At 41.2% G+C, this 4,683-nt stretch carries 5 protein-coding genes; 3 read left to right on the forward strand and 2 right to left on the reverse strand.

Going from position 1 to position 4,683, the window contains the following annotated elements; all coding sequences use genetic code 11:
• On the reverse strand, positions 1–507 hold a 507-nt coding region (locus tag B4K20_RS14520; protein ID WP_289283448.1), incomplete at its 3' end, for an NADPH-dependent oxidoreductase.
• Positions 508–768: 261 nt separating this feature from the next.
• Here B4K20_RS14520 and B4K20_RS14525 point away from each other — a divergent pair.
• A complete protein-coding gene (locus B4K20_RS14525) occupies positions 769–2,073 on the forward strand; it encodes a GGDEF domain-containing protein (RefSeq protein ID WP_289283449.1) in 1,305 nt (434 codons plus the stop codon).
• Between the two features lie 64 nt (positions 2,074–2,137).
• Here B4K20_RS14525 and B4K20_RS14530 read toward each other — a convergent pair whose 3' ends face one another.
• A complete protein-coding gene (locus tag B4K20_RS14530; RefSeq protein ID WP_289283450.1) occupies positions 2,138–2,332 on the reverse strand; it encodes a hypothetical protein in 195 nt (64 codons plus the stop codon).
• Positions 2,333–2,540: 208 nt separating this feature from the next.
• Here B4K20_RS14530 and B4K20_RS14535 point away from each other — a divergent pair, with 208 nt between their 5' ends.
• Both B4K20_RS14535 and B4K20_RS14540 read left to right on the forward strand, forming a co-directional pair.
• Positions 2,541–3,044 carry a YgjP-like metallopeptidase domain-containing protein gene (locus B4K20_RS14535; RefSeq protein WP_289283451.1) on the forward strand — a complete coding sequence of 168 codons (504 nt, stop codon included), beginning with the start codon at positions 2,541–2,543 and terminating at the stop codon, positions 3,042–3,044.
• 396 nt (positions 3,045–3,440) lie between these two features.
• Positions 3,441–4,683: diguanylate cyclase domain-containing protein (locus tag B4K20_RS14540; protein ID WP_289283452.1), on the forward strand; the 1,243-nt coding region annotated here is incomplete at its 3' end.

A 4,683-nucleotide genomic window follows, 5' to 3' on the forward strand; every position in this document is an offset into this window, starting at 1 on the left:
CTCAGGCGCTGCAGCCGGATGACCAAGACACATGCCAAACACTGGATAAACTTGCTCAGGAAGATTAAGCAGCTCAGACACTTTTTCAGGGTTATTACGAATACCGCCAATAAAAACACCGCCAAGGCCAAGCGATTCTGCAGCTATCATCGCATTTTGTGCAGCTAGACTCACATCTACTGTAGCGATTATGAACTGCTCGGTATAACCGGAGACCATTTCCATATTCTCATAAGCACAGGCAGCCTGGTTGCGTTTGAGATCAGCACAAAACACTAAAAATACCGGGCTGGTTTTCACCCAACTTTGTGATCCGGCTAGCTCTGCCATCTGCTGACGTGTTTGTGGATTTCTGACTCTTATAACCGTGTATGCCTGAACAAAGTTAGATGTGGCTGACCAGCCAGCTGCATCGATAATCTCACGTACCACTTCATCACTGACGGGGTCCGATGTGAACTGCCGAATTGAGCGATGATTTTTTAGCAATTTAATTGTGTCATTCATGAAACAGGTATCCACTAATAATGAGAGTCTTAATTAAAGGTGTGGGATTACTCTATTATTTTCAACTAAGAGACAGAGTAAATAGACTAAATGCTCTCATAAGGATACAGGGGGAGAACAATAGCCAGAAAAGTAATGCATTTTCATGTGTAATTAATCACTATCTCACACAAGCCAGACTTCTGACTTATGTGTATTTGTGAATGTGCGATAATAACGCTGAAAAATTCAACAGCTTACAAACGGTAAATTTCACCCTCTATGACCGCAGATTACAGTCACCTTACCCATATCAAGAGTATAGATGAGCTTCATCTTTACGAACTGATTCCTACTGTGGTTTGGATTTTTGATCTTGATAGACATGGCTGGTGGTGGGGAAATGACGCGGCACTGACTTTTTGGGGATTGAGCACCGTTGATGAGCTGGTCCATAAAGATTTATCGGGTGATACCCAGGGTGCACGAGATAGAATTCATCAAACCTTTGAATTAGCCGCGAAAAATGGTCTGAGTATTGACCCGTGGACGACCTATCCTAACGGTAAAGCTAAAACACTGTATATGTTGCATAAAGCTGTTTTAATCGGCCCTGAACGACATCGCGCCATTATCGCCTATGTGAATGAACAGGTTGAGCTCGGGGAAACACCTGAAAACTTGCTACTCGTTGAAGCGATGCGATATACAACGGTATTGGTAAGCACGTTTACTTTTGCTGGTGACATCGTTATCGAAAACCCAGCTGCAACAGAAGCCTATAAACACATCATTCCACAACAACTTGATAGTGATAAAAATGCGTTCACTGCCCGCTTTGAACATCTAGAAGAAGGCATTGAGCGACTAAAAGATGCCACTGAAAAGCGGGTTGGACGGTGGACGCATATGATGAAGACTAGTGAAGGCTTACGTCAGCATACGCTGGATATACGCATCACACGCCACCCATTAACGGCAGAGTTTTTAATGTTGGTCACGGAATATGATGTGAGTGAGCTGCATCAAGCCTTGGACGCTGCAAATCAAGCTCAAATTGAATTAAAAAAACAGGCACATTTCGATGCTATTACTGGCCTGCCTTCACTGCATTATTTACAACAACATGCCACGGACTATTTAGCTAAAGCTAAGCGTCAGCAACAACAAATTGCCGTAATGTTCTTAGACTTGGATGGCTTTAAATCGGTCAATGATACTTGGGGACACAATGCAGGTGATCAGGTACTGAGGAATGTGGCACATCGCTTTAGCGGTTTATTACGCCAGGCGGATCAGTTAGCACGTATTGGTGGTGATGAGTTTGTTATTATGATTGATGATCTCAAGGATCGTAGTGATGTGGAAACTGTGGCTCAAAAACTGATTGATGGGTTAAAGCTCCCCATCGACTTCACTTCCTCAGACAATGAAACCAGACAAGTCAGCATAGGTGTCAGTATCGGCATTGCTTTTTTTCCTGAGCATGGCACAACTCTGGATAATCTCCTCAAAGTCGCTGACAGTGCAATGTATGATGTCAAACGTCAGGGTAAAAATAATTTCTCTCTAGCGAAACCAACCTAAGGCAAGTTTGTTTTGATAACTCCCCTGTCCGTCTGACAACTGGCTCACCATAACAAAGCTCTCCTTATTTCTTTTTGTGTTTCTTTGCTGACTGGACGACCGTGTAAATCTGATACAGCACATAAGGAAGCAACCCTAATATCAACGCTTCTACGCCGCTTAGTTTTTCACCTGCCAGAATCAGCACGATGATGAGTAATAGCCCAACAACACCAAGCTTGAGAAACTTGATGGATTCTTTCGCAAACACCTTCCGCATTTTGCTTCCTTTTTCCAATAGAAATGAAGTACCTGACGACACAATTATTTAGTAAAACACAATGTTCCTTTATGGCTTTTCAGCATGCAATAGTCAAGGAATAAGACATAACAGTCTGGCATTATTTGGGTGACAGTCCCTCACTTCATTCGCATTTGTTTTACAATTCACTTCACCTCATCAACCAATTGAAACAAATCGTATCATTATGTCGGCCCTAAAATATTTATCAGGCTACCCTGCCCCTGTTCTAGATCAAATCAGTGCCGCCATTTCAGCGAAAACACTCGGTCAATATCTGCTTGGCAAATACCCTGATACACACAACATCAAAACCAATAAGTCTTTGTATGACTATGTTATAGATATGAAGAATCGACACTTGCGTCAGTCTAGTCCGCTCAGCAAAGTGCTTTACGATGACAAGTTGGATGTACTTCATAATGCTCTGGGTTTACATAGTTATGTATCACGTGTTCAGGGCAGTAAATTAAAAGCGAAAAATGAGATGCGTATCGGCTCGGTATTTAAGACGGCACCCGAGGCATTTTTAAATATGATTGTGGTGCACGAGCTGGCTCATTTAAAAGAGAAAGACCACAACAAATCCTTTTATAAACTTTGCACCCACATACAACCTGACTATCATCAGCTTGAGTTCGATGTGCGGGTCTACCTTACCCATTTAGAGATATTTGGCGATCTATATTAGTGTTTTATAATTCTCTAATAAAGTGGTTTAATACTCAGACATGACTCAACAACTCCTCCCATCTGAATAAGTGAAAGACTAAGAAACATTTAGATTCTTCACTTTCAGTAAAGATTGTAAATATTACAAAAAGGTCATGATTTTTAGTTGACAACCTCAATAAACATATGGTTATTTAACCATATATTTATTATGTGTATTAATAACATACTCGTATTTTCGAATACGATTTTTTGAGGTTTAAAAACCGTGCCAGCGAATGTTCAAACCGGACAAGATAAAAAGAAGTTATCAATAAAAGTCCACGTATACCTCTTATCAGAAAACACGTCCTATTTCGTTCTCCCAGTGAAAGCATCGAGGTCATTTTCTAGCAGCCTGAACGAGTTTTAGTCAATGACCTCAACGATATCAACCGCCTCTTCAAAGGTAGATTTGAGTGTGCTTTATCTGGGCAAAGATAAGCCTTTGGAGCATAAAATTCGTCGTTATCTTGGTTCTCGTATCAACCTTTATCTGGCTGCAGAGGATTATGAAACTGCCATAGCGTTATATAAACAGCATGCCATCGACACTATCGTTGCCGATACCGCTTTTCTCAGAGGTATGCCGAACTGCGCGATACATCAGTTTCGACACTTCAATGACAACGTCAATATCATTTTACTGAATGAGAATCATGACATCATATCTTCGCCATTCGAGTTACCTTGTTTAGCCCAGCAACAATGTCCACTGAAACCCGTCAGTTTTGACAAGCTCTCAGACTTAGTCATGGCTGGCCAGAAGGAGTCTGATGAAAATAATATCGTTAATATTACTTCATCCGCTTTTTTTCATAGCTCAGTGGCTATGACAATCAGTAGTCATGACAATAAAATTATTGCTGTGAATCATGCCTTCACACAAATTACAGGCTTTCAGGAACACGAAATTTTGGGTAAAAACCCACGAATTCTCAGTTCAGGTAAACACGATAAACAATTCTATGAAGACATGTGGGCTGCACTTTCACACGACAAGAAATGGAATGGTGAGATTTGGAATAAACGCAAAAATGGTGAGTTGTTTCTGGAATGGATAACTATCAATGCCATTACTAACAGTGCTGGTGATATCACACATTACTGCTCAATCTTCGCCGATATTACCGAACGCAAAGCGGCAGAAGAAGCCATTTGTAGATTGACATATAACGATCCGCTAACAGAGCTGCCCAATCGTCGTGCGTTTATGGAACGCCTTGAAGAACATCTATCACACTCCAAAGCTGACCAGTCATTATTCGCTATTTTGTTTCTGGATCTTGATAACTTTAAAGATATCAACGATACCTTAGGACATGATATTGGTGATGCCGTCATCAAAGAAACCGCATTACGTTTGAAAACCTGTATTCGTGAGGATGATCTCATCGCTCGCTTAGGTGGCGATGAGTTTACGGTTTGTCTGACAAACCTGAATACGGCTGATGACGCCAGCACTGTTTCTCAAAAACTATTAGATGCCATGACATCCCCTTTCATCTTAGAAGAAGAAAGACTCTATTTCTCGTTTAGTATTGGTATTGCCTTATTTCCTGAGCACGGTGAATCAACTCAAGAATTACTCAAGCATGCTGACCAGGCTATGTATCATG

The sequence above is a fragment of the Methylophaga sp. UBA5088 genome (assembly GCF_002414625.1).
In the GTDB taxonomy this organism is placed as follows: domain Bacteria; phylum Pseudomonadota; class Gammaproteobacteria; order Nitrosococcales; family Methylophagaceae; genus Methylophaga; species Methylophaga marina.